This is a genomic window from Gammaproteobacteria bacterium (genome assembly GCA_009838035.1).
GTDB lineage: Bacteria > Pseudomonadota > Gammaproteobacteria > Steroidobacterales > Foliamicaceae > Foliamicus.
The window spans coordinates 283,519-306,176 of record VXSK01000004.1 but is presented as its reverse complement, the minus strand read 5'-3'; the positions used below and the strand labels follow the sequence as shown (position 1 = coordinate 306,176).

Genomic DNA, 22,658 nt, shown 5'->3' with positions numbered 1-22,658 from the left:
TTAACGCCCTAATCTTCCCGGGCTTCCATCACCTTCCTGAAGTAGGTCCAGCTCGTTTCGTTCGGGCGATCGTCGTCCATCGGCGGCGCGTGCAGGTAGAGCGGGAAGTGCTCCTCGATCACGGCCCGGAAATCGGCCGGTACGTTTTCGTAATCGCCGACCTTCTTGCCGCCGGCGTGAAAGTACATCTTGCCGGTGCGCGAACCCATCTCCATCCAGGGCAGCCATTGCGCGAGCCGCACCCAGCCCACGAACAGGGTCGCCGAATCGCTGTCGGCATCCAGCAGGTCGTCCAGCTTGCCCTTGAAGTTGAACATCTCCGTGGCGTGATAGGTGCCGCCCACGTATTTCTGGTAGTCGCCTCCCAGCGGGTTCGGATAGAACAGCGGTACCGCCGCGGACCACCACCAGTCGTTCCCCTGCGTCGTTAGGGGCAGCGGGTACTCGGAACCGTCGCGCCGCAGCGGATGCTGGGCCGGCTGATTCACGGGGTCGTTGGCAACGTGAAGGACATCCACCGTCTCGCCGGTGTAGGGATTTTCCCAAGTGTGCAGCATTTCACCCGTCTCGACGTCCTGGTACACAAGGATCTCCCTTGATATCAGGCGGAAACCGTCGCCACGCTCGTCGTCGGGCACGCTGGCGCAGCGGCGCACGTTGATGCCCTCCACGCGAAACAGCCGAATGTCCGGCTGCCCGGCAACATGGCCGTAGGCGGTGCCGGTCCACCAGAAAAACGACTCCTTGCCGTCGATCAGCGAGCATTGCATTTTTCGGTAAGCGGCCAGGCGCCCCTCGGCCGTATCCAGACTGGCGGAGGCGTGGGCCATGCCGGCCAGCAGTAAACCGGCCAATACCGGCGCGCAGTTTCGAATCAGCGATCTCATCGGATCCTCCCGTAAAAGTGAAAATTGCCGCCGCCTTCCAGCGGCGGCGGCTGTATAGAATAACCGCATGGACTTCTCCGTGACCGGAATCCTGTTCGGTAACCTGGGCCTGATACTGGGCCTCATGGCGGCGCTCTGGCTGATCAGCCTGCGGCTGCGCGACACCAGCATCGTCGATCTTTTCTGGGGCCTTGGCTTTGCGGTCATCGCGCTCGCGACGCTCTGGCGCACGGGCGGCATTTCGCCGCGGGCCTGGCTGCTTGCCCTGCTGACCACCGCCTGGTCGCTGCGCTACAGCTGGCATTTGTGGCGCCGCAACATCGGCCACGGAGAGGACTACCGCTACGCCAAAATGCGAGAAAGGACCGAGGCCGCGGGCCGTTCCTGGAACCTGCGCAGCCTCTATGTCGTGTTCCTGCTCCAGGGGACCATCCTCTGGCTCGTTTCGCTTCCCGTTCAGCTCGGCCAGTTGTACGCGGCGCCGGTCACGCTGGGCTGGGCGGCGCTGACGGGAATCGCGGTCTGGATCGTCGGCGTGCTGTTCGAGACCATAGGCGACGCGCAACTGAAGCGCTTCCGGGCCGATCCGGAAAACCGCGGCAAGGTCCTGGACACCGGGCTGTGGCGTTACACCCGCCACCCGAACTATTTCGGCAACGCCTGCTTGTGGTGGGGCATCTGGCTGGTGGCCGCGGAAGTGGACGCCGCCGCCTGGACCTTCTTCAGCCCGGCGCTGATGACCTGGGCCCTGATCAAGTTCTCCGGCGTACCCATCCTGGAGAAGCACCTGGCTTCCACGCGGCCCGGCTACGCGGATTACATGCGGCGCACCAGCATGTTCTTCCCGCTGCCGCCAGGGAAGGCGGACTGATCATGGCGGGGAAGCGGTTCAAGCGCGAGGAACAGGGACTGAACCTGTCGTTTCTGGACGTCGTCTGCTGCGGCTTCGGGGCCGTCATCCTGCTGCTGGTGGTGACCAAGATCCACGAGCCGGTCATCATCGAGCGCAGCCGCGAGGAGCTCGAGGGGCTGATCCTGATGCTCGAGCGCGAACTGTTCGAAATTCGCGGCGAAACCACGGTGCTGAAGCGCGACCTGGAGCCCTTGCGCGCCGAAACCGCCGAGAGCGTGCGGCGCGTGAGCCTGACCCGGCGCGAAGTGGAGGCAGCCGAAGATCGCCACTTCGCCGCCAAGGAGACCGCATCGGAAGGCAGCGACGAGGCCGGAAAACTGCTGGCGGCGCGCCAGGAACTCACCGAGGAAATGGAACGCCTGCTGGCCGATTACCAACCGGCTCCCAACGACACGACGGTCGGCGGAATCCCGGTGGACAGCGAGTACATCATCTTCGTGATCGACACCTCGGGCAGCATGCTGGGCAACGCCTGGCCGGCGGTGCAGCGGCTGGTGGCGGAGACGCTGCGGGTCTATCCAACGGTGAAGGGCATCCAGGTGCTCAACGACGAAGGGCAGTATCTGTTCTCGTCGTTTGCGCGAAGGTGGATTCCGGATTCGGCGTCACGCCGCCAGTCCATCGTTCGCGCCATCGCCAACTGGCAGGCCTTTTCCGACTCCAATCCCGCCGAAGGGATCGTCGAGGCCATTACCTCCTTCTACGACGAGAGCAGGAAGGTGAGCATCTACGTGTTCGGGGACGACTTTTCGCAGGGTTCCGCCGAATCGCTGGTGCGCTACGTGGCCCGGATCAACCAGGCCGACCGCTTCGGAAACTGCCTGATGCGCATCCACGCGGTGGGTTTCCCGGTTCTCCTGCGCGGCGGCGCCTTCGAGCAGGCCAGCCGCTTCGCCAACCTGATGCGGGTGCTTTGCGAGCGCAACTGCGGCACCTTCGTCGCGCGCCCCACCCTCAGCTGACCCGCCTATCGCGGGAGGATCGGCATGCCGTATCTGCTCGGGCTGCTCGGGGCCATAGTAACGGTCCTGGTGCTGCTCAAGAGGCTCGCCGACGCCGGCATCGACCTCGGCGGCCTGAATCCGTTCGCGCGGCGGCGCAAACGCGCCTGGCAAAACAAGTTCGAGGCCAATCCGCTGTTCGGGCTCGAAGACCCCATGGATGCCGCGGCGGCGCTCGCGGTTGGGGTTGCCAAGGTAAGCGGCGACCTGAGTTCGGAGCAGAAAAACGCCTTGCTGGCCGCTTTCCAAAGCACCTTCGACCTGGACCTGGCCGCGGCGGAACAGCTGCTCGCGTCCAGCGCCTATCTGGTCGGCGACGGGCAGATCTTCATGGACCAGGTCGAGGGCGTCTTGGCGAAGAGCAGGGAACAATTCACGGACAATCAGATCGCCTCGACGCTGACGCTGATCGAGGAGATTGCGGCGGTCGAGGGCGCCACCCAACGACAGCGCGAACTGATCGGCCGCATCCGCGAAATCTTGTACAACGACAGCGATTCCACAACCTGGCAGTGACCGCTCCGGGGCATCAGGCAGCCTGACTGCGCTGCCTAGCTGAGCCTGCGTCAGGCCGGCGGGCGGTCGTCGTCGATGGAGACCCGGTGCATGAGGCGATGCCGGTCGCCGAAGTCGAAAACCCCCTTGTGGATCGTGCAGCGGTTGTCCCAGAAGGCCACCGAGTGCTTCTCCCAGGCGAACCGGCACTGGAACTCGGGCTGGGTGCTGTGGCGGAACAGGAAATCCAGCAGCATGCGGCTTTCCTCCGGCTTCATGTCCTTGATGTGCGAGGTCATCAATTCGCTCACGAACAGCGACTTGCGCCCGGTTTCCGGATGGGTGCGGACCACCGGATGCCCGGAAGGCGGCAGCATCTTGCGCATCTGCGCGAAAGCCTCCGGCCCGAGGCGCTCAAGCAGCGTCTCCAGGTTGCGATAGGCGTTGTCGTTGACCGCCGTTAGCCCCGACAGGAACGACTGCATGCTGCCGGAAAGGTCGTCGTAGGCCGCGTACATGTTCGCCCAGACCGTGTCGCCGGCGCCCTCGGGCACGTCCAGCGCGTACAGCACCGATCCGCGCGACGGAACCGGCAGAAAGGCCGCGTCGCAGTGCCAGGTGATGTCGGTCACGTCGCGGCTGTACAGTCCGGGGTATTCCTGAACGAAGACGCCGGTCGTGCCCTCGAGCGTCGGCATGAAGCCGGCTTTGGTGAGTTCGCCGAAATTCGCGGCGAAGTCCTCGTGCTGCTTCGGGGTCATTGCCTGGTCGCGGAAAAACAGCACCTGGTATTCGAGCCAGGCGGAACGGACTTCGCCGAGGGTCGCTTCGTCCAGGGGCTGCGAGAGATCGACGCCGCCCACCGTGGCGCCGAAGGTGCCGGTAGCGGGCCGAACCGAAATGTGTTCGTAACTCATATGGGGGTGCTCCAGGGTACTTCCGGATCTTCCGCCAGCGGCCCTTCGTGCACCCAGCCGTATTGCGTGTTGCTCGGCTGAGGCCCGCTTTCCAGGTACTCCGCCCGCATCTGGCTGAGCCGGTCGCCCGGTATCGACTCCAGCGCGGCCGGCACGTCGATGCCGTACATGCGCGCCGAGTTCAGGCCGAGAATCCGCTCCTTGTCCTTGCGTGTGATCGCGGGATAGCCGTGCTTTTCCTGCAGTGCTTCCGGAATCTCGAAACGGCGGAAGGCCTCGATCTGCCACTGCGGCGATCCCCACCAGATCGAATCGGTGCCCCAGATCACATGATCGCTGCCGAAGGCCTTGAGAATCTGGCCCATCAGGTGGCTGCAGATTTCGGGATGGGTGATCGCCGTGTGCCCGAACACGCTACCGAGTTCCATGTAGACGTTGGTCATCTCCGGCGTTTCCAGGCGGTCCTTCACGATATCGGAGGTCCATACCAGGTAGCCGTTTTCGTCGATGCCGGTATTGCCGGCCGCCAGTTCGTTGACCAGGTTCCTGAATCCCGAGTGATAGACGATGAAGTTCAGATCCGGCCAATCCAGCGCGGCCTTCCGGATGTCCCAGGGCCGGCAGTATTCGGGGTCGGTGCCGACTATGGGCAGGCCCTTGTGCACCGAAATATTGGTGACCCCCAGCTTGAGCGCCAGCTCGTAGAACGGATAGGCGACCTTCTCGTCGTCCATCCGCCAGGGATTGACCGGCACGCCCGTGTAGCACTTCCAGCCGTCCACCTTGAGTTCCGCGGCCTGGCGCTCGATTTCCTCCAGGCTGCCGGGCATGTTGGGCGCCGCCAGGCCGTGGCTCAGCATGCGCTGCGAGCCCGCGAGCTCGTTGATGGTCCGCCGCGTCTCCACCATCATGTCCACCGGAAGGATGTTGTAGCGGTCGTCGCCGATGGGCGCGCCGCTGATGATTCCCATCGTGGTTTCGCTGTCCAGGAAGACTTCCTTGGTGAAGTTCTCGAGCTGCAGGTCCTCACGCCCGGGCCTGACGCCCACCAGGTCCGGATTCAGGTTGAACATGCCGGCCAGGCGGCGGAAGCCCAGCGGGCCGACGATTCCCTCCTTTACGTGGTGAAGCTGGGCGTCGAATATGAAATCGGGCCAGGATTCCCGTTCGGTCCCGGCTTCGGCGGCTTCCGCCCAGTCGACCAGAAAATACCGGCCGAACACCTCGTTCATGGCCAGGAAGGCCGCGGCCATGCCGGCGGCGCTGCCCAGGTATTGCCGGCGGCTCATCCTGCGCCGGCCGGCCAAGCGGTCCGCCAGTTCGTGAATCCGCCGTTCGACGCGCCGCTGGTCCTCCGACTGCGGCATCGGGATGTATTCTTCGTTGGACACGACCTGGGTCGGGATGGGCGTGCGCCGCCCCTCTTGCCGGTCCTTCTCGCTCTTGCGTATCCACATAAGCCCGTCTCCCGGGAGAACAGGAAGAAAAGTATATGCGCCGGCGGGCCGACCGCCGGTACAATTTCTCCCGGCTCCTCGCGCGATTCCCGGGCCCTGATGCAAGCACCCGACGTCCTGTTCCTCCCCCGCTGGATACTGCCGGTCGAACCTGCGGGCTCGGTGCTTGAGAACCATGCGCTGGCGGTGCGCGACGACCGCATTGCCGCGCTGCTGCCGGGCGCCGAGGCGAGGCGCCGCTGGCCGCGGGCCCGCAGGATCGAGCGTCCCGACCATGTCGTTTTCCCGGGGCTGGTCAATGCGCACACCCACGCCGGAATGACGCTGCTGCGCGGCTTTGCCGACGACACCCCCCTGCAGGCATGGCTTGAGAATCACATCTGGCCGGCCGAGGCCCGGCACCTGAACGAGGACTACGTGCGCGCCGGAACGGAGTTGGCGCTGGTCGAGATGGTGCGCTCCGGGACGACCTGCTTCGCCGACATGTATTTCTTCCCCGACGTCGGCGCCGAAGTGGCCGTGAGTCGCGGGGTGCGAATGGCCGTGGGCCTGCCGATGGTCGATTTCCCCAATTGCTGGGCCGCGGACCGGCAGGCCTCGCTTCGCAAGAACGCGGAACTGTACGGTCGATTTCGGGGCGAGGCGGGCATCTCGTTCACTATGGCCCCGCACGCGCCCTACTCGGTCGATGATGCAGGTCTCGCTCTGTGCGCGGAACTGGCGGAGGAACGCGATATTCCCATACACATACACGTTCACGAGACCGAAGGCGAAATCGCCGAGTCGCTTCAACGGCACGGATGCCGGCCGCTCGCCCGCCTGGACCGCGTGGGCGTGGTCAATGAGCGCCTGATGGCGGTCCATGCGGTCCAACTCGAGGAGGGGGAGATCGCGGTGCTGGCCGAGCGTGGCTGTTCGGTTGTGCACTGCCCGCAATCCAACCTGAAACTCGCGAGCGGATTTGCTCCGGTGGAATCGCTGCTTGGCGCCGGGGTGAACGTTGCGCTGGGCACCGACAGCACGGCCAGCAACAACGACCTGGATATGCTCGAGGAAACGCAGACCGCTGCGCTGCTCGCCAAGGGGGTGTCGGGCAAAGCCGACGCCGTTTCCGCGGCCGAGGCGCTGGAAATGGCCACGCTGGCCGGGGCCAGGGCGCTCGGGCTGGACGGCGAGCTCGGCTCGCTGCGGCCGGGCAAGGCCGCCGATTTCGTTGCGCTGGACCTGTCGGCGGCCAATTCGCAGCCCGTCTATGACCCGGCCTCGCAGCTGGCCTATTCCGGCAAGTCCTCGCAGATCACCGATGTCTGGGTGCGCGGGAAGGCGTTGATGGAGGCCGGCAGGCTTGGCTGGGGCGACGAGGACCGGATCCTCGCGCAGGCCCGGGAATGGGGATCGAGAATCGGAAGCTCACGCGGCGACCCGGCGGCAGCCAGGGAAATGCAGTGAACGAAGAAGCACGGCAACCCAACGCCGACGCGGCCGAACTTGAGCGCTTTGCCGCGATGGCGGCGCAATGGTGGGACCCGAACGGTCCGAACCGGCCCCTGCACGCCATGAACCCGGTTCGGGTCGGGTACATCGTCGAACGCGCCGGGGGGCTCGCCGGCAAACACTGCCTGGACGTCGGCTGCGGCGGGGGGCTACTCAGCGAATCGCTGGCGAGCGAAGGAGCGGATTCCGTACTCGGACTCGACGCATCCGCCGAGATGCTTGAGGTTGCCCGGATGCATGCGGAAGCCGGGGGTCTGGACAACCTGGAATACCGCCTCGGCGCCGCGGAGGAACTCGAGGGCGAGTTCGATGTCGTGTGCTGCCTGGAGGTGCTCGAACATGTGCCACGGCCCGGCGAACTGCTGGCCGAATGCGCCCGGCTGACGCGGCCCGGCGGCCACGTCTTCGTCTCGACCCTGAACCGCACCCTCGCGGCATTCGCCCTGGGCATCGTCAGTGCGGAATTCGTGCTGGGCCTGTTGCCGCGCGGCACGCACCGTTACGAGAAATTCATCCGCCCATCCGAACTGGAGGCCTGGGCGCGCGCCGCGGGACTAAGCGCGCGGGACTTCACCGGACTTCAATACAATCCCCTGCACGGAAGTTTCCGGCGCAGCGGCAACATCGACGTGAACTACATCGCCCACTTCACCAAGGCGGCCGGCGCATGAGCGCGGTGAACCCCCGGGTGCACGCGATCCTGTTCGACCTGGACGGGACCCTGGTCGATACGGCTCCCGACCTGGTGGGCTGCGTACAGGACGTGATGCGGGCCCGCGGGACCCGGCCGCTGCCGTTCAAGAGCCTCCGGCAGTTCGTATCCAGGGGCATGCGGGGACTGCTGACGGCCGCCTACGGCGCCGATTTCATCGACAGCGAGGAATACCCCGAGGTGCTGGAGCGCTGCCTGAAGCTCTATTCGGGTCGCCTGGCGGAGCGGTCGCGGTTGTTTCCGGGCATGCGCCGAGTGCTGGACAATCTCGCCGACCGGCGGATTCCCTGGGGCGTGGTCACGAACAAGCCGGAATACCTGACCCGGCCGCTGCTCGAGGCCCTGGACCTGGCGGACGAGTGCGCCGTGGCGGTGGGCGGCGGCACCACCACACATACCAAGCCGCACCCCGAGCCGATGATCTTCGCGGCCGACCGGCTTGCCGTGAAGCCGCGCGCCTGCGTCATGCTTGGCGACGACCCCCGCGACATTCAGGCCGCCCGCAGCGCCGGCATGACCGGGCTGGCCGCGGCCTGGGGTTACTTTCCGCCGGATGAAGACCTGGGGGCCTGGGGCGCAGCCGCCATATTGCAATCGCCCCGGGACCTCCTGGGCTGGATCGACGAACAGGGCGCTACCGCGAATGCCGGTGCGGCGGCGCCGCGCGCGGCATGAATGCCGCGATTGCCCTGACCGCACTGGCGGCCCTCGCCGCCGGCGCATTGCTCGGCCTGCTGTGGCAGCGCGCGCGCGGCGAGAACGCGATCGCGCGAAAGGAAGCGCAACTGGCGGAATCCCGGGCGCAACTGCGTGAGCAGAAGGCCGCCGAGCAGGCCCGCGAGGAAAGCCGCCGCGCGGCCGACGAGCAATTCCAGGGACAGCTGAAGGCGCTGGCCCGCGAGGCGCTGAGCCAGAGTCAGAAGGACTTTCTCGATCTGGCGCAACAGGCCTTCGGTAAGGCGCGGTCGGAATCCAGCGCCGATCTGGAGAAGCGCCAGCAGGCCATCGAGGCGCTGGTCAAGCCGATCAACGAGAGCCTTCAGCAGACCCGCAAGACCCTGAGCAGCATGGAAAAGGACCGGGCCGAAGCCCAGGGCCAGTTGCGCGAGCAGATTCAGGCCATGGCTTCCGGCAACAAGGAACTGCGTGACACGACCCGCAGCCTGGTCACCGCCTTGCGGCGCCCGGAAGTGCGGGGCCAGTGGGGTGAAATGCAATTGCGGCGGCTGGTGGAGATCGCGGGCATGCAGGAGCACTGCGATTTCGCCGAACAGCCGCAGGGGCCGGAGGGCCGGACCCGGCCCGACATGATCGTCCGGCTGCCCGATGGCGGTCAGCTGGTCGTGGACGCCAAGACGCCGCTGGATGCCTATCTGAGCGCGGTGGAGGCCGACGGCGAGGACGCCCGCGCCGCTCTGCTGGCCCAGCACGCGGCCAACGTGGAGGATCAGGTCAAGCGGCTGGCTTCCAAGGAATACTGGGACCAGTTCGAACGCAGCCCGGACTTCGTGGTGATGTTCGTTCCCGGCGACCACTTCCTGGCGGCCGCCGGCGACCAGCGGCCGGACCTGCTGGAGAAAGCGCTGCGCGCGCGCGTGATCCTGGCCACGCCCACCTCGATGATGGCGCTGCTGCGGGTCACGGCCTACGGCTGGCGGCAACTGGCGCTGGCCGAGAACGCCGAGGAAATCTCACGGTTGGCCGCGACGCTGCACGAGCGCGTGGCGGTCTTCAGCGGGCACGTCGGACGGCTGGGCAATCAGCTCAATACGGCGATCGGAACCTACAACAGCGCCGTAAGCTCGTTCCGGAGCCGCTTTCTCCCGGCTCTGGACAGAATGAACAAGGCCGGTGTCGAGAAGACCAGGGAAATCGAGGCACCCGAGGAAGTGGCCACGGCTGCCACCCCGCTGCTGGCGAACGAAAGCCCGACGGAATCGGCCTCCGAATCCGAATCGCAGCAGGAGGCCGCCCCCAAGCCCCACTAACCCCGGGAATCAATTCCCGGAAAGGTGCTTGGGGTCGATTTCGCGCCACTGGCCGCGCGGCAGGTCGCGCGGCAGGCGAACCGGGCCGTATCGGATCCGTATCAAGCGGCTTACCGCATGGCCCTGTGAGCTCCAGAGGCGGCGCACGACGCGGTGGCGCCCCTCGCTCAGCGTTACGCGAAACCAGCGATTGGCGCCGCTGCCTCCCTGTTCGACCAGCGCGTCGAAGCGTGCGGGACCATCTTCGAGAACTACGCCCTCGGTCAGTCGGCGCATCACCGGCGCACCCGGCTGGCCCAGGACACGGACCAGGTATTCGCGCTCCACGCCGAAGGACGGGTGCATGAGGCGGTGGGCCAGTCCGCCGTCGGTGGTCAGCAGCAACAGCCCGCTGGAGTTCAGATCGAGGCGGCCGACCGCCACCCAGCGCCGGCCCCTGAGCCGCGGCAGCGCGGTAAATACGGTCGGGTGACGGGCGCGGCGATCGCGCGTGACCAGTTCGCCCTCCGGTTTGTTGTAGGCAATTACCCGCGTCCCACCCGAATCGCTTCGCTGCACGTGCAGCAACCGCCCGTCAAGCCGGAACCGCTCGCCGCCGTCAACCTTGAGTCCGGGCGCCGCCCGTTGCCCATTGACGCTGAGCCGCCCGGCCGCGATCCAGGCCTCCACTTCGCGGCGGGAGGCCACTCCGGCCGCCGCCAGGTACTTCTGGATCCGAATCAATCGGGGGCGGGGGCTGTTTCGCTGCGATCGGAGCCCACGTCGAAGAGGCCCGCGCCCTGCTCTCCGGAGGCGTCGGAAGAACCGCTTCCCGGAGGAGCGGCGGCGGGCGCATCTTCCGGGGATGCGAATTCGCCGGCCGAGGGCAGATCGTCGAGGCGCTTGAGTCCGAAATAGTCCATGAAATCCCCGGTCGTGCCGTAAAGCGCGGGCCGGCCCGGCGTTTCGCGATGGCCCACCACCTCGATCCAGTTGCGCTCCATGAGCGTGCGCATGATGTGGCCGCTCAGGCGCACGCCGCGCAATTCCTCGATCTCCGCCCGGGTGATCGGCTGCCGATAGGCGATTGCCGCCAGACTCTCAAGCAGTGCGCGCGAAAACCTGGGCGGACGAAACCGTTCCAGCTTCGCCAGCCGCTCCGCAGCCACGCTGCCGGTCTGCACCCGCCAGCCTCCAGCCACTTCCTTCAATTCGATTTCCCGCCCGGCAAAGTCCCGTTCCAGGTCGCCCAGGGCCTTGAGCACTTCGTCTTCGCCTACTTTCTCCAACGGATCGAACAGGCTCAGGAGCTGCGCCATGTTGAGGGGCCGTCCCGCCCCCAGCAACGCCGCCTCGACCAGGTTGCGCGTATCCGGGGTGCTCACTTGGCGGCGTCCTTGCCGTGCGTAGGTCCGCTTACGTAGATCGGCGCGAAAGGTTCATTCTGGACCGCCTGCAGGCCATTGTCGCGAACCAGTTCCAGCACGGCCGAAAAGGTCACGGCCGCCCCCATGCGCCCCTCGGACGGATCGAACAACTCGGTGAATTCGGTGAATTCCCTGCCCGAAACCTGCTTGAGAATGTCCGACATGCGTTCGCGCACCGACAACTGTTCGGTCTGCACGGCCCAGCCGCCGCTGAATCGCACCCGCTCGATCACGCGGGCGTAGGCGAGAGCCAGTTCGTTGAGCGTCGTCTGGGGCAGTTCGCGCGGACGCTGGTCCTCGAGTGCGTCCACGCTGGCCTGAAATGCGTCGCGCTCCTGGCGGGGAAGCTCTTCCAGGCCGGCGGCCAGCTGCTTGAGGCGTTCGTATTCCAGCAGGCGCTCGAACAGCCTGGCGCGCGGGTCCTCCTCGTCCTCTTCTTCCAGCGGCAGCTGCGGCACCAGCATGCGGGACTTGATCTCCGCCAGCGTTGCGGCCATGACAAGGTACTCGCCGGCCAGTTCCAGCTCCATCTCCTGCATCAGTTCGATGTACTGCGCGTATTGTTCGCAGATGTCGGTGATCGGAACGTCCATGATGTCCAGGTCATGGCGCCGTATCAGGTAGAGCAGCAGGTCCAGCGGTCCCTCGAAGGACTGCAGGAACACGCGCAGCGCTTCCGGCGGGATGAAGAGGTCGGCGGGCGCCTCCACGTACGGCTCGCCCGAGACCACCGCCAGACTTGCCGCCGCGGCGGGGCTCTCAAATAGCTGCTGTTTGTCTGCCATTGTCGATCAGTCGGACTCTACTACTATTTTAGGGAATGCCGTCTTCGCGCCGCGGGCCATGCCCGCCAGGCGCGCGGCCGCGGCCCTGGAAAGCGCCCGGTAATCGCCCCCTTCGTCGGGCTCCGAAGGCGCGACCAAGCGTCCGTCGTCAGTAGCCGCGCGCACCCCCGCGGACAAGGGGAGTTGCGCCAGCAGCGGCAGGTCGAACTCGCCGGCCAGCCTCGCGCCTCCGCCCTCACCGAACAGCGCTTCGGTATGTCCGCAATGCGGGCATGCATACGCGCTCATGTTTTCCACCACGCCCAGCACCGGCACGTTGACCTTGCGGAACATCGCTATGCCCTTTCGGGCGTCGGCCACCGCCAGTTCCTGCGGCGTGGTCACGACCACCGCCCCCGCCAGCGGCACGCGTTGCGACAGCGTCAACTGGATGTCGCCGGTGCCCGGCGGCATGTCCACGATGAGGTAATCCAGGTCCTTCCAGCGCGTCTGGCCGAGCAATTGCATCAGCGCCTGCGTCACCATCGGGCCGCGCCAGACGACCGGGCTTCGCGTATCGACCAGAAAACCGATGGAACTGGCCTGCAGACCATGCGCCCGCAAGGGCTCGAAGCTCTTGCCGTCGGCGCTGCGCGGCCGTTCGCCCTCCAGGCCCAGCATCCGCGGCACGCTGGGACCGTAGATGTCGGCATCCAGGATCCCGACGGCGGCGCCGTCCATCGCCAGCCCGACGGCCAGGTTCGCCGCCACGGTGGACTTGCCCACGCCGCCCTTGGCCGATGCCACCGCGATGATGTTCCTGACCTGCTCGAGCCTCTGCACCTGCGGGGGTACCGCGTGCGCCGCAATCTCCGTGCGAACCACCACCTTCTCCGCGGAAGTGACTTCCCGGACCCGCGCGTTCAACTCTTCGACGAACCCGCCGCAGGGAAAACCAACAGTAATCTCGGCGGTCTTGCCGGCCTCCGTCACACGCGCACGCGCGCCAGCCTCGCCGAGGGTCAACCCGCCGAACGGCGATTCCACGGCAAGAATGGACTTTTCCAGGTTCGCCGACATCCGAATTCCAAGAACTATGGCCGGATTTTATGCGCGACAAAAGCCGCTTCGCGCTCAACCCGGTCCGGTTTCGCCGACTCAGGCTGGCGGCAAGCAGCTAAACTGCTTGCTTTGCGAGTAGATGGCGTGAACCAGCCGGACAAAAATTTTTCGGACCAAAAGCCGCGCAGGGACGCGCCCGGGCAAGCTGTTGCGCTCAGCCTGCGGTTTAATTTTGGCACGGGAGCGCTGGGCATGGCGATCGTGCTGAACACGCTGGGCGGCATACTGGCGCCGTTTATGACCAATTTCCTGGGCATCAGCGCCGGCGCCGCAGCCGCCCTGATCCTGGCGTCCAAGCTCTACGACATGGTCACCGACCCGCTGATGGGGGTAATCAGCGACCGCACCAATACCCGCTTGGGGCGGCGCAGGCCCTATCTGCTGCTGGGGGGCGTAGTGACGGCGGCCGGTTTTTCACTGATCTTCAATCCGCCGGCGTTCGACAACACCACGCTCCTGGGCGCGTGGGTGCTCGGCGCACTGCTGCTGACCTACACGGGCTACACGCTCTTCAACGTGCCCTTTCTGGCCATGCCCGCGGAAATGACCACCAACTACCACGCCCGCACCTCGCTGATGTCCTGGCGCACCCTGTTCATCAATATCGGCGCGCTTATTGCCGTTTCCTCCTACGCCCTGGTGGAGCGGCTGGGCAACGACCGGGGGGCGCACGGCGTAATGGGGCTGATCTACGCCGCGCTGATCGCCGGCGGCTCCATCTACTGCTTCTTCGGTCTGGCCTCCGCCCGTCAAACCAGCGCCTTGAAGCGCGCGCGAACGCCTCCCATCCGCCGGCAGATCGGCACCATCGTGGAGAACCGCCCGCTGATGAATCTGCTGGGTGCAAAACTCTGCCAATTGCTGGGCCTGGCGTCCGCCAGCGCCGCCGGGGTGTATTTCAAGGTGGTCATTCTCAAGATGAGCTACTCGCAAACGACCTTGTTCCTGGTGGTGAACATCGCCGTGATCCTGGCGACTATTCCGTTCTGGAACCTCGTGTCGCGCAAGTATGGAAAACGCCCCCTCTACATGATTGCGACCGCGTGCTTCGCGCTTACCACCTCCACCTGGCTGCTGGCCACAGCGGCCGACCCGCTTGAGTACATCTTCGTGCGGGCCGTATTCCTGGGCTTTTTCGCCAGCGGCGTGATCATTCTGGGCGCCGCTCTGCTGCCGGACGCGGTGGAGTACGACTACCTAAGAACCGGAATGCGCCGTGAAGCCACCATGTCGGCGTTCTACGCCACAGTCGAAAAATTCGCGTTTGCCGCAGGTCCCGCCCTGGCGCTATGGCTGCTCGGCGCGTTCGGCTACCAGTCCGGCACCGAAGGCATGCAGATCGAACAGCCGGCCAGCGCGATTAACGCCATTTACGTGAGCGCAGGGCTGGCCCCGGCGCTACTCTACGGCTTAAGCCTCACTTTCCTGTACCGCTACGACCTTACGGAAGGAAAGCTTGAGGCCGCCCGGGCGCGCCTCGCCGCAAGCGCTGCAGCGAGTTAAGCGAAGGACCCCCGATATGCATCGCAAGGTTACGCAAGAGGCCATCGACAGCTACAGGAAAGTAGGGGTCGCCCGCGTGCCGGGGGTCTTTTCGAATGAGTGGGTGGCGGAGATGACTCAGCTCATAGACTCGGTCGTCGCAGGGCTGCGTGACGGCTCGCTCGTCTTCGGGCCCCACGAAACCATGCGCGACGTGGAATTCGAGGACCACGACGGCTACGTGCGGCTGGTCAACGCCTACTGGCGGGTGCCGGAGATGCAGGCGCTGGTCGAGGAATGCGGCTGCGCGGAGATCGTGGCCGACGTGATCGGTTCGGACGAAATGCGCGCCTGGGTTGACGGCACTTTCCTGAAGGAAGGCAACAAGGACGAAACGGCCACGCCCTGGCACAACGACGAGTGCCTGTTTCCGTTCAGCGGCGAGCACAGCCCGTCGATGTGGGTGGCCCTGACCGACATGGGTCCCGACAATGCGCCTCTGCTGACGCTGGCCGGCTCCAACAGGGACCCGCACCGCTATATAAGTTCCTGGGCGCTCGAGGGTGTGGAAGCACCACCCAATTTCCACCCCTGGTCGGAACTCCTGGAGCGGGTCGCCGCACCCGACGCGGACATCCACGTGTGGGAAGCGCGCGCGGGCGACATGCTGATCATCCACCCGAAGACGATCCACGCCTCCAAACCTCGCACGGCCGGCTACGCGGGCCGCCGCCTCGGATTCTCCCTGCGCTGGATCGGCAGCGACATCCGCTACCAACTCAACCCAACGGCAAGAAAGAACCCGTTCGAGGGCAGCGAACTGCTCAAAGAGGGCGAACGCCTTCCCGACTCGGTAATGCCCGTAACCTGGCGGCGGGCGCCCCGCAAGAAAGCCGCCTGACGTCGGCTTGCAAGAGAGCCCCTCGCGCGTTGTTGCCCCATTCCCTTCGGAGCCACTTCGCGACGCTCCTGCCGGGAACGGGGCAACAACGCGCTTTAGTGGGCGCTTTACTTTGCTTCGTCGGGCGTCAGCGCGGTGATGGCCAGGGCGTGGATGGGGCCCTGCATCATTTCGCCCAGGGCGGCGTACACGAGGCGGTGGCGGGCGAGCGGGGCGAGGCCGTCGAACTGCTCCGCTACGATGCGGACCGAGAAGTGACCGCCGCCCTCGCGAGCACCCACATGGCCGACGTGCAGGTGCGAGTCGTCCTGCACTTCGACTTCGCAGGGGGCCAGCGACTCAAGCAGACGGGCGCGGATGCGTGACGGGCGGTCGGTGTTCACTCGCCTTCAACCGTCTTCATGGACCGCACAATCCAGATTCCCTGCAGCAGACCGAACACGAGGGTCAGGCTGGTCAGGCCGAAAAGCTTGAAATAAACCCAGGTGGCTTCGCTGAAGCTGTAGGCCACCCAAATGTTGAGCGCGCCCATCACGACAAAGAACAGCAGCCATGCCCAATCCAGCGCCGACGCCGTGCGGGCCGGCACGGCAGAAAAGCCTTCCGCCTGCGATGCCAGGATCGCATGGACCACGCCCTTGCGCTTCCACAGGCGCGCGCCGAAAAGCGCCACGCTCATCGCCCAGTACAGGACCGTCGGCTTCCACTTGATGAACACGGGATCGTTCAGCACCACGGTCAGCGTGCCGAATACCAGCACCAACGCCGCGGAAGCCAGCGTGATGGGCTTCGGCTTGTAGGAGCCACCGATCAGCCACTGCGCGGCAACCTGCAAGATCACGGCGCCCATGAGCACCCACACGGCCGGGATCAATCCCCACACGAGGTAGGCCGCCAGAAACGGCACAAGAAAGAAAAAATCCAGAAAAACCTGCACGGCGGCGGAAATGATAGCGCGGCCGCCGGGCCGGGAACGCGCTGCATATAATGCGGCGATGCTGAATTTCTTCCAACATCCGCGGGGGCTCGTCACCCTGTTCTTCACCGAGATGTGGGAGCGCATGAGCTACTACGGCATGCGCGCCCTGCTCGTTCTCTTCATGGTCGACCAGGTGCAGCGGGGCGGCATGGGCCTGACCGACGAAATCGCCACCGCCATATACGGCGTTTATACGGCCGCGGTGTACCTGGTTGCGCTGCCCGGAGGATGGATGGCGGACCGGCTGCTGGGAGGGCAGCGCGCGGTCTGGGTGGGCGGCATCATCATCATGAGCGGGCACTTCGTTCTCGCGGTGCCGACCGTCGCCGCCTTCTACATGGGCCTGATCCTGGTGGTGCTGGGCACGGGGCTGCTCAAACCCAACATCAGCGCCCTGGTCGGGCAACTCTACTCGCCAACGGACCCGCGGCGCGATGGCGGTTTCACGCTGTATTACCTGGGCATCAACGTCGGCGCATTCATCGGACCGCTGGTTTGCGGCTGGCTGGCCGACTACAACTGGCACTACGGTTTCGCCGCGGCGGGTGTGGGCATGCTGTTCGGCCTGACGCAGTTCTATTACACGCGCAAGTATCTGGGCGATGCGGGGGCGCGTCCCGAATCGGCTGCGTCCGCTGCCTACCGAAGGAAGGTCTGGCTGGGCGTGGCGGCCGCGCTTGCGGTGCTCGCCGCCGTATATGCCGGCGCACTGGGGGGCGCGATCGAACTGAACGCGCGCGCGATCGCCGAAGCGAGCGCCGTCGTGATCGTTGCCGTGGCGGCCATTTACTTCCTGTCCCTGCTGTTTTTCGCCGGACTCACGCGCGACGAACGCCTGCGCGTGATCGGCATTATCGTTCTGTTCTTCGGCGCCGCCATGTTCTGGGCCGGGTTCGAGCAATCCGGTTCGTCGCTGAACCTGTTCGCCGAGCGCTACACGATCCGCGAGTTCGGCTCGTTCAGCTTCCCGGCCGAGTGGTTCCAGTCGCTCAATCCGTTCTTCATCATAGTCCTGGGTCCCCTGTTCGCGATGCTGTGGACGGCCCTGGCGCGACGGAATCTCGACCCCTCCACGCCGCTGAAATTCGCGTTCGGGCTGATTCAGCTGGGGCTGGGCTTCCTGGTGATGATCGGCGCCGCCACGCTGGTGGCCGAAGGCAACCCGGTGCTGCCTACCTGGCTATTCTTCACCTACCTGCTGCACACCACCGGCGAGTTGTGCCTGAGCCCGGTGGGCCTGTCCGCCGTCACGCGGCTGGCGCCGAAGAAATTCGTGGGCCAGATGATGGGCATCTGGTTCCTGGGCGCCTCGCTGGGCAGCCTGATCGCCGGCCTGATCGCGGGCGAGTTCGATCCCAATGCGCTCAGCGACATGCCCGGACTGTACTGGCAGATCGTGCTTACGACCGTGGGCAGCGGCCTGATCCTCGCCGTTTTCCTGAAACCACTGAAGAAGTGCATGACACCTGCGGAGGAACAAGAAAAGTGAATACCCGAATCATTGTCACGGCGCTGGCCCTGACCGTGCCCGTCAGCGCGTCGACCGAAGATACGCCGCTGCAAAGCGCCGAAGAGTTCGTCAAGGAAACCAGCGAGCGATACCTGGAATTGCGCCGGGAAGGCGCCGCGGCGGCCTGGGCCTACCAGACCTACATCACGCCGGACACGGCGCTGCTCGCCGCCAGGGCGCAGGAACGGGGGCTCAAGTTCCAGAGTACCGCGGTGGAGGGCGCCAAGCGCTACGACGGAGTCGAACTGGCGGAGCGGACCCAGCGCGCGATCAACGCGATCAAGTGGGGGACCACGCTGCCGGCGCCGGACGACGACGCCAAGCGTCGCGAACTGTCGGAAATCATGACGCGCATGGAAGGCGCCTACGGCAGCGGTAAGTACTGTCCCGACGGCCCGGAGAGCTGCCGCGACCTCGAAGAGCTCAGCGTGGTCATGGCCCAGAGCCGGGACTACGACGAACTGCTGGAAGCATGGCGCGGCTGGCGCACGATTTCTCCACCGATCCGGGCCGACTACCGCCGTTTCGTGGAGTTGGGCAACGAGGGCGCGAAAGCGCTGGGATTCAATGACATGGGCGAGTTGTGGCGGTCCGGCTACGACATGCCGGTGGCCGACTTCGACGACGAAGTGGAGCGCTTGTGGAGCCAGGTCTCGCCGCTTTACGAACAGTTGCACTGCTACACCGCCGACAGGCTCCGGCAGGCCTATGGCGAGGAGACCGTGCCCGTGGGCGAGCCGATTCCGGCGCACCTGCTGGGCAACATGTGGTCGCAGACCTGGGGCGAGATCTACGACCTGGCGGAGCCGTACGCCGGCGTAGCGGAACTGAACGTGACGCAGACGATGCAGGACCAGGACTACAGCGCCGTTTACATGACCGAACTGGCGGAAGACTTCTTCGTCTCCCTGGGCATGCCCTCGCTGCCGGAGAGTTTCTGGCAGCGTTCGCTGCTGGTGAAACCGCGGGACCGCGAAGTCGTCTGCCACGCCAGCGCCTGGAGCATCGACGCCGGGGACGACGTGCGGATCAAGATGTGCATCGAACCCACCCAGGACCACCTTTTCACGATCTATCACGAACTCGGCCATATCTACTACTTCCTCGCCTACAAGGATCAGCCGATCATCTTCCAGTCCGGGGCCCACGACGGTTTTCACGAGGCGGTGGGCGACACGGTCACGCTGTCGATAACCGCCGACTTTCTGAAGAACCTGGGCCTGGTCGAGAAAGTAGAGGACAGTCCCGAGGCCCTGATCAACTCGCAGATGAAGCTGGCGCTGGACAAGATCGCCTTCCTGCCCTTCGGCAAGCTGATGGACCAGTGGCGCTGGGGCGTGTTCTCGGGAGAAATCGCGCCGGAAGACTACAATGCGGCCTGGTGGGACCTGCGCACGCGCTACCAGGGAATCAGGCCGCCCGTGGACCGTAGCGAGGCCGATTTCGATCCGGGCGCCAAGTACCACATTCCCGGCAATACGCCCTACACCCGCTATTTCCTGGCCTTCGTGCTGCAATTCCAGTTCCAGCGGGCGCTGTGCGACGCGGCGGGATTCGAGGGACCGCTGCACGAATGTTCGATCTACGGCAACAAGGAAGCCGGCGAGCTGATGTGGAAGATGCTCGAGTCCGGCTCCAGCCGGCCGTGGCAGGACTCGCTGGAGGAAGTGACCGGCCAGCGCGAAATGGACGCCTCGGCGATCATCGCCTACTTTCAGCCGCTCATGGACTGGCTTGAGACCGAGAACCGGGGACTTTCCTGCGGCTGGTAATCCGGGATAATTCGCGTCATGGCGCGCAAGATCCTCGTTACCGCGGCGCTGCCGTACGCCAGCGGTCAGATCCACCTCGGCAACCTGCTGGAGATGGTGCAGACCGACATCTGGGTGCGCTACCAGCGGCACTCGGGCGCCGACTGCACGTTTGTCTGCGCCACCGACGCGCACGGCACTCCAACGATGCTGAAGGCGCGCGAAGAAGGAGTCAGCCCCGAGGAATACGCCGAGTCCTGCCGGGCAGCCCATGTGCGGGACTTCGAGGCCTTCGGGATTCGCTTCGACAATTTCTACACTACGCACTCACCGGAGAACCGGGAACTTGTGGAACGTATCTACGCCCGGCTGGTGGAACGCGGCTACATTCATGCGCGCACCATCCAGCAGGCCTATGACGAGGAAGCGGGCATGTTCCTGCCCGACCGCTACGTGCGGGGCGAGTGCCCGTCGTGCGGGGCGGAAGACCAGTACGGCGACAGCTGCACGGCCTGCGGCGCCACCTACGCACCGTCCGAACTGGTCAACCCGCGTTCGATCCTGAGCGGCCGCCCGCCGGTCACGCGCGAATCCGAGCACAAGTTCTTCAAGCTGGGCGAGTTCGAATCGCTGCTGAAGACCTGGATGCAGGCCAGCAACCTGGACCGCGGCGCCCGCAACAAGCTGGCCGAGTGGTTCAAGGAAGGCCTGAAGGACTGGGACATCACGCGCGACGAGCCGTATTTCGGGTTCGAGGTGCCGGGCGAGACGGGCAAGTATTTCTACGTCTGGCTCGACGCGCCGGTGGGCTACATGGCCAGCTTCCGCAATCTCTGCGGCCCCGGCGAGGACGGCGACAGCCGGTTCGAGCGCTATTTCGGCCCGGACAGCGACGCCGAACTCTATCACTTCATCGGCAAGGACATCCTCTACTTCCACGCGTTGTTCTGGCCGGCGGTGCTGCTGGGCTCGGGCATGCGCACCCCCAGCGGCGTTTTCGTGCACGGCTTCCTCACCGTGGACGGAATGAAGATGTCCAAGTCCAAGGGCACCTTCATTACCGCGGCCGACTACCTGGCGGCCGGTCTGGATCCCGAGTATCTGCGCTATTACTACGCGGCGAAACTGGGTTCCGGCCTGGACGACATCGACCTGCAGCTGGAAGACTTCGCTGCACGGATCAATTCCGATCTGGTGGGCAAGCTGGTGAACATCGCCAGCCGCTGCGCCAGTTTCGTGCAGCGCGGGTTCGGCAACCGTCTCGGACCGCGCCTGCACGACCCGGCCCTGTACGAGGAATTCGTCGCGCTAAGGGAGCAGATCGGCAAGCACTACGAATCCCGTTCCTACGGCAAGGCCATGCGGGCGATCATGGCCCTGGCCGACCGCGCCAACGTCTGGATCAACGAGCAAAAACCCTGGGAACTGGCCAAGAGTCCGGACAGGCAGGACGAACTGCAGGCGATCGTCACGCAGGGAATCAACCTGTTCCGGGTGCTCATGACCTATATCGCCCCTGTTCTTCCGCAAATCTCCTCGAAGGCCGAGGCGTTTCTGCGCTCCGAATTGAACTGGAACGAGGTGGACGAACCCCTGCTTGGCGAATCGATTGCCGAGTTCAAACCGCTGGCGGGCCGAATATCGCTCAAGACGCTCAAGGCGCTGGTCGAAACCAATCGCGAGCAGTCCGCCGCCGAAGTCGAGCATTCCGAACCCATCGATATCGACGAATTCCTGCGCACGGACCTGCGGGTGGCGAAGATCGTCAAGGCCGAGCGCGTAGCCGGCGCCAACCGGCTGTTGCGCCTGACGCTGGACGACGGCGGCAAGGGCCGCACCGTATTCGCCGGGATTGCCGGCGCCTACGCCCCTTCAATCCTGGTGGGACGCAAGGTGGTGCTGGTGGCGAACCTGAAGCCGCGCAAGATGCGTTTCGGCGTGTCGGAAGGCATGGTGCTGGCCGCCGGCGAGGGAGAGTCGCGGGTGTTCCTGCTTTCTCCCGACGAAGGCGCGGAACCGGGCATGCGCGTGCGCTAGTGCCGGCATGCAGCCCTCGGTAGCGCGAATCGACGAAGCGCTATGCGTGGGCTGCGCACGCTGCCTTCCGGCCTGTCCCGTGGACGCCATTATCGGCAGCCGCAACTTCACTCATACGATCATTCACGACGAGTGCGTGGGCTGCGGCTTGTGCCTGCCGCCCTGTCCCGTGGACTGCATCGCCATCGAACCGCGCTTTCCCGGCGCGCCCGCCGATGATGAGGATGAAGGCATGCGACGCGACAAGCTGCGCGGACTGGGAAAGACGGCGCAGCGGCGATTTCGCGCCCGCAAGGTCCGGCTGGCCGCGATGGGCGATAGTGCCGAAGCGCGGGTTTCCGGCGCGCCGCCGGCTACCGCTTCTACGCCGACCGACGACGAAATCGAAGACCTGATCCGAAGCCTTTCCTGAATTGCCGTCCTGCCGAAGTAGACCCGCCTCTAGGGCCGGGGAAGGACCTACGTGACGACAAGCGCTGCAATCAGCCCGCCGCCTACGGCCAGACTGGTCAGCAATACGGCGTTGATGCGACGCAAGACCGCGTTAGTGCCCTGCTCAATCCTGTTTTCGATGGCCAGTTGCATGGCCTGGATCTCGTTCCTTGGGATATAGGTATCTTCCAGCCTGAAAAACAGATCGGCGATCGCCTCAGCCGGCCCTTGTTCCAACCCGGAATCGCGCAATGATTGCGCCGCCTGCAGAGAATGAAACGCGGCAGTGTTCACGGACTTCAGTATAGCGCGGAGGCAGGAAACAGCACCCCGTTATTCGCACCCGTTTATGCAGATATGGGACTCCAGTCGAACAAGCGGCCATCGTCCCCTGGCTATGCACCGTAACT

At 65.2% G+C, this 22,658-nt stretch carries 23 protein-coding genes; 13 read left to right on the top strand and 10 right to left on the bottom strand.

What is annotated here, in order from left to right:
- Nucleotides 1–8: 8 nt before the first annotated feature.
- Nucleotides 9–1,058 (bottom strand): DUF1838 domain-containing protein, encoded by a 1,050-nt coding sequence (locus F4Y72_05405; protein MXZ27725.1) that lies wholly within the window; start codon nucleotides 1,056–1,058, stop codon nucleotides 9–11.
- On the opposite strand from F4Y72_05405, the gene F4Y72_05400 reads away from it, so the two are divergent.
- Genes F4Y72_05400 through F4Y72_05390 form a run of 3 tightly spaced genes read left to right on the top strand, consistent with a single transcriptional unit; the run spans nucleotide 955 to nucleotide 3,317 of the window.
- Entirely contained in the window at nucleotides 955–1,758 is an 804-nt protein-coding gene (locus F4Y72_05400) for a DUF1295 domain-containing protein (protein MXZ27724.1), read from the top strand. The genes F4Y72_05405 and F4Y72_05400 overlap by 104 nt on opposite strands.
- Nucleotides 1,759–1,760: 2 nt before the next feature.
- Complete coding sequence (locus F4Y72_05395) at nucleotides 1,761–2,762, top strand: VWA domain-containing protein (GenBank protein MXZ27723.1); 1,002 nt, start codon at nucleotides 1,761–1,763, stop codon at nucleotides 2,760–2,762.
- A gap of 24 nt (nucleotides 2,763–2,786) precedes the next feature.
- The gene (locus tag F4Y72_05390; protein ID MXZ27722.1) at nucleotides 2,787–3,317 is read left to right on the top strand and encodes a hypothetical protein; all 531 of its coding nucleotides are present in this window, start codon (nucleotides 2,787–2,789) and stop codon (nucleotides 3,315–3,317) included.
- Nucleotides 3,318–3,367: 50 nt separating this feature from the next.
- Here F4Y72_05390 and F4Y72_05385 read toward each other — a convergent pair whose 3' ends face one another.
- Both F4Y72_05385 and F4Y72_05380 read right to left on the bottom strand, forming a co-directional pair.
- A complete protein-coding gene (locus F4Y72_05385; protein ID MXZ27721.1) occupies nucleotides 3,368–4,213 on the bottom strand; it encodes a taurine dioxygenase in 846 nt (281 codons plus the stop codon).
- Nucleotides 4,210–5,847, bottom strand: a complete 1,638-nt coding sequence (locus F4Y72_05380; GenBank protein ID MXZ27720.1) for an amidohydrolase family protein — start codon at nucleotides 5,845–5,847, stop codon at nucleotides 4,210–4,212. Before F4Y72_05380 ends, F4Y72_05385 begins: the two co-directional genes overlap by 4 nt.
- Here F4Y72_05380 and F4Y72_05375 point away from each other — a divergent pair.
- The 4 genes from F4Y72_05375 to rmuC are packed head-to-tail and all read left to right on the top strand — an operon-like array spanning nucleotide 5,770 to nucleotide 9,864.
- Nucleotides 5,770–7,119, top strand: coding sequence for a TRZ/ATZ family hydrolase (locus tag F4Y72_05375; GenBank protein ID MXZ27719.1), 1,350 nt, complete (start codon nucleotides 5,770–5,772; stop codon nucleotides 7,117–7,119). The two genes, F4Y72_05380 and F4Y72_05375, sit on opposite strands and share 78 nt — an antisense overlap.
- Nucleotides 7,059–7,835, top strand: coding sequence for a bifunctional 2-polyprenyl-6-hydroxyphenol methylase/3-demethylubiquinol 3-O-methyltransferase UbiG (ubiG, locus tag F4Y72_05370; protein ID MXZ27718.1), 777 nt, complete (start codon nucleotides 7,059–7,061; stop codon nucleotides 7,833–7,835). The genes F4Y72_05375 and ubiG overlap by 61 nt, the downstream gene beginning before the upstream one ends.
- A complete protein-coding gene (locus F4Y72_05365) occupies nucleotides 7,832–8,551 on the top strand; it encodes an HAD-IA family hydrolase (GenBank protein MXZ27717.1) in 720 nt (239 codons plus the stop codon). Before ubiG ends, F4Y72_05365 begins: the two co-directional genes overlap by 4 nt.
- Entirely contained in the window at nucleotides 8,548–9,864 is a 1,317-nt protein-coding gene (rmuC, locus tag F4Y72_05360) for a DNA recombination protein RmuC (GenBank protein ID MXZ27716.1), read from the top strand. The genes F4Y72_05365 and rmuC overlap by 4 nt, the downstream gene beginning before the upstream one ends.
- Nucleotides 9,865–9,873: 9 nt before the next feature.
- On the opposite strand, the gene F4Y72_05355 is transcribed toward rmuC, so the two are convergent.
- The 4 genes from F4Y72_05355 to apbC are packed head-to-tail and all read right to left on the bottom strand — an operon-like array spanning nucleotide 9,874 to nucleotide 13,114.
- Complete coding sequence (locus tag F4Y72_05355; GenBank protein MXZ27715.1) at nucleotides 9,874–10,587, bottom strand: pseudouridine synthase; 714 nt, start codon at nucleotides 10,585–10,587, stop codon at nucleotides 9,874–9,876.
- Nucleotides 10,584–11,228 carry an SMC-Scp complex subunit ScpB gene (gene scpB / locus F4Y72_05350; GenBank protein MXZ27714.1) on the bottom strand — a complete coding sequence of 215 codons (645 nt, stop codon included), beginning with the start codon at nucleotides 11,226–11,228 and terminating at the stop codon, nucleotides 10,584–10,586. The genes F4Y72_05355 and scpB overlap by 4 nt, the downstream gene beginning before the upstream one ends.
- On the bottom strand, nucleotides 11,225–12,055 hold the full coding sequence (locus F4Y72_05345; GenBank protein MXZ27713.1) for a segregation/condensation protein A: 831 nt from the start codon (nucleotides 12,053–12,055) through the stop codon (nucleotides 11,225–11,227). Before F4Y72_05345 ends, scpB begins: the two co-directional genes overlap by 4 nt.
- 6 nt (nucleotides 12,056–12,061) lie before the next feature.
- Nucleotides 12,062–13,114 (bottom strand): iron-sulfur cluster carrier protein ApbC, encoded by a 1,053-nt coding sequence (gene apbC, locus F4Y72_05340; protein MXZ27712.1) that lies wholly within the window; start codon nucleotides 13,112–13,114, stop codon nucleotides 12,062–12,064.
- 234 nt (nucleotides 13,115–13,348) lie between these two features.
- Here apbC and F4Y72_05335 point away from each other — a divergent pair, with 234 nt between their 5' ends.
- Together F4Y72_05335 and F4Y72_05330 are read left to right on the top strand one after the other, a co-directional pair.
- Nucleotides 13,349–14,659, top strand: coding sequence for an MFS transporter (locus F4Y72_05335; protein ID MXZ27711.1), 1,311 nt, complete (start codon nucleotides 13,349–13,351; stop codon nucleotides 14,657–14,659).
- Between the two features lie 16 nt (nucleotides 14,660–14,675).
- The gene (locus F4Y72_05330) at nucleotides 14,676–15,539 is read left to right on the top strand and encodes a phytanoyl-CoA dioxygenase family protein (protein MXZ27710.1); all 864 of its coding nucleotides are present in this window, start codon (nucleotides 14,676–14,678) and stop codon (nucleotides 15,537–15,539) included.
- Between the two features lie 107 nt (nucleotides 15,540–15,646).
- Here the strand turns inward: F4Y72_05330 and F4Y72_05325 are convergent, their stop codons facing one another.
- Nucleotides 15,647–15,922 (bottom strand): BolA family transcriptional regulator, encoded by a 276-nt coding sequence (locus F4Y72_05325; protein MXZ27709.1) that lies wholly within the window; start codon nucleotides 15,920–15,922, stop codon nucleotides 15,647–15,649.
- The gene (locus F4Y72_05320; protein ID MXZ27708.1) at nucleotides 15,919–16,602 is read right to left on the bottom strand and encodes a septation protein IspZ; all 684 of its coding nucleotides are present in this window, start codon (nucleotides 16,600–16,602) and stop codon (nucleotides 15,919–15,921) included. The genes F4Y72_05325 and F4Y72_05320 overlap by 4 nt, the downstream gene beginning before the upstream one ends.
- Here F4Y72_05320 and F4Y72_05315 point away from each other — a divergent pair.
- From F4Y72_05315 to F4Y72_05300, 4 genes are read left to right on the top strand one after another with little or no spacing between them, the layout of a single operon-like run.
- The gene (locus F4Y72_05315) at nucleotides 16,535–18,007 is read left to right on the top strand and encodes a peptide MFS transporter (protein MXZ27707.1); all 1,473 of its coding nucleotides are present in this window, start codon (nucleotides 16,535–16,537) and stop codon (nucleotides 18,005–18,007) included. The two genes, F4Y72_05320 and F4Y72_05315, sit on opposite strands and share 68 nt — an antisense overlap.
- Complete coding sequence (locus F4Y72_05310) at nucleotides 18,004–19,800, top strand: M2 family metallopeptidase (GenBank protein ID MXZ27706.1); 1,797 nt, start codon at nucleotides 18,004–18,006, stop codon at nucleotides 19,798–19,800. The genes F4Y72_05315 and F4Y72_05310 overlap by 4 nt, the downstream gene beginning before the upstream one ends.
- An 18-nt stretch (nucleotides 19,801–19,818) precedes the next feature.
- Nucleotides 19,819–21,816, top strand: a complete 1,998-nt coding sequence (gene metG / locus F4Y72_05305) for a methionine--tRNA ligase (GenBank protein ID MXZ27705.1) — start codon at nucleotides 19,819–19,821, stop codon at nucleotides 21,814–21,816.
- A gap of 7 nt (nucleotides 21,817–21,823) precedes the next feature.
- Nucleotides 21,824–22,228 (top strand): RnfABCDGE type electron transport complex subunit B, encoded by a 405-nt coding sequence (locus tag F4Y72_05300; protein MXZ27704.1) that lies wholly within the window; start codon nucleotides 21,824–21,826, stop codon nucleotides 22,226–22,228.
- Between the two features lie 47 nt (nucleotides 22,229–22,275).
- On the opposite strand, the gene F4Y72_05295 is transcribed toward F4Y72_05300, so the two are convergent.
- A complete protein-coding gene (locus F4Y72_05295; protein MXZ27703.1) occupies nucleotides 22,276–22,542 on the bottom strand; it encodes a hypothetical protein in 267 nt (88 codons plus the stop codon).
- Nucleotides 22,543–22,658 lie beyond the last annotated feature (116 nt).

Bases quoted from the DNA above. Each gene is read 5' to 3' on its own strand.
- F4Y72_05365 (MXZ27717.1), top strand. From the start codon at position 7,832: ATGAGCGCGGTGAACCCCCGGGTGCACGCGATCCTGTTCGACCTGGAC.
- F4Y72_05330 (MXZ27710.1), top strand. From the start codon at position 14,676: ATGCATCGCAAGGTTACGCAAGAGGCCATCGACAGCTACAGGAAAGTA.
- F4Y72_05400 (MXZ27724.1), top strand. From the start codon at position 955: ATGGACTTCTCCGTGACCGGAATCCTGTTCGGTAACCTGGGCCTGATA.
- F4Y72_05315 (MXZ27707.1), top strand. From the start codon at position 16,535: ATGCTGAATTTCTTCCAACATCCGCGGGGGCTCGTCACCCTGTTCTTC.
- F4Y72_05385 (MXZ27721.1), bottom strand. From the start codon at position 4,213: ATGAGTTACGAACACATTTCGGTTCGGCCCGCTACCGGCACCTTCGGC.
- F4Y72_05375 (MXZ27719.1), top strand. From the start codon at position 5,770: ATGCAAGCACCCGACGTCCTGTTCCTCCCCCGCTGGATACTGCCGGTC.
- F4Y72_05320 (MXZ27708.1), bottom strand. From the start codon at position 16,602: ATGCGCTCCCACATCTCGGTGAAGAACAGGGTGACGAGCCCCCGCGGA.
- metG (MXZ27705.1), top strand. From the start codon at position 19,819: ATGGCGCGCAAGATCCTCGTTACCGCGGCGCTGCCGTACGCCAGCGGT.
- apbC (MXZ27712.1), bottom strand. From the start codon at position 13,114: ATGTCGGCGAACCTGGAAAAGTCCATTCTTGCCGTGGAATCGCCGTTC.
- F4Y72_05395 (MXZ27723.1), top strand. From the start codon at position 1,761: ATGGCGGGGAAGCGGTTCAAGCGCGAGGAACAGGGACTGAACCTGTCG.
- F4Y72_05300 (MXZ27704.1), top strand. From the start codon at position 21,824: ATGCAGCCCTCGGTAGCGCGAATCGACGAAGCGCTATGCGTGGGCTGC.
- F4Y72_05380 (MXZ27720.1), bottom strand. From the start codon at position 5,847: ATGGTTCTCAAGCACCGAGCCCGCAGGTTCGACCGGCAGTATCCAGCG.
- rmuC (MXZ27716.1), top strand. From the start codon at position 8,548: ATGAATGCCGCGATTGCCCTGACCGCACTGGCGGCCCTCGCCGCCGGC.
- F4Y72_05345 (MXZ27713.1), bottom strand. From the start codon at position 12,055: ATGGCAGACAAACAGCAGCTATTTGAGAGCCCCGCCGCGGCGGCAAGT.
- F4Y72_05405 (MXZ27725.1), bottom strand. From the start codon at position 1,058: ATGCTGGTGTCGCGCAGCCGCAGGCTGATCAGCCAGAGCGCCGCCATG.
- F4Y72_05335 (MXZ27711.1), top strand. From the start codon at position 13,349: ATGGCGATCGTGCTGAACACGCTGGGCGGCATACTGGCGCCGTTTATG.
- F4Y72_05390 (MXZ27722.1), top strand. From the start codon at position 2,787: ATGCCGTATCTGCTCGGGCTGCTCGGGGCCATAGTAACGGTCCTGGTG.
- ubiG (MXZ27718.1), top strand. From the start codon at position 7,059: ATGGGGATCGAGAATCGGAAGCTCACGCGGCGACCCGGCGGCAGCCAG.